We start from the raw sequence: 239 nt of genomic DNA, 5'->3' as shown, positions 1-239 counted from the left end.
GGACGCGATGCCGTGCGAGCTGGTCAGCCGCAATGTGGACGGCACGCTGCAACAACGCGGCGTTCCCGTGCTGGACGGCGCCTTCTGTTACGTAGACCGCCCGTTTACCGACGCGGTGCAGGCAGGGTTGGCCGCAGACCTGATTCCGGCCACCCCCGGTTACACCAGCGACATCAGCCACGCCAACCGCGCCTTCATCCGCACGCTGGGCTAGACGCTGCAACGCCGCGCCATCATCA

The 239-nt window shown here is 66.9% G+C and carries 1 pseudogene; it reads left to right on the top strand.

The annotated features are described in order from the left end of the window. Positions 1-214 (top strand): annotated as a pseudogene (locus tag FLQ03_RS00860) (class I SAM-dependent methyltransferase); the annotation flags it as partial. Between the last annotated feature and the right edge of the window lie 25 nt (positions 215-239).

This window comes from Vogesella urethralis (assembly GCF_007644045.2).
GTDB lineage: Bacteria > Pseudomonadota > Gammaproteobacteria > Burkholderiales > Chromobacteriaceae > Vogesella > Vogesella urethralis.
Note: the sequence above shows the minus strand (reverse complement) of the source record. Positions and strands in the feature narration are given on the sequence as shown.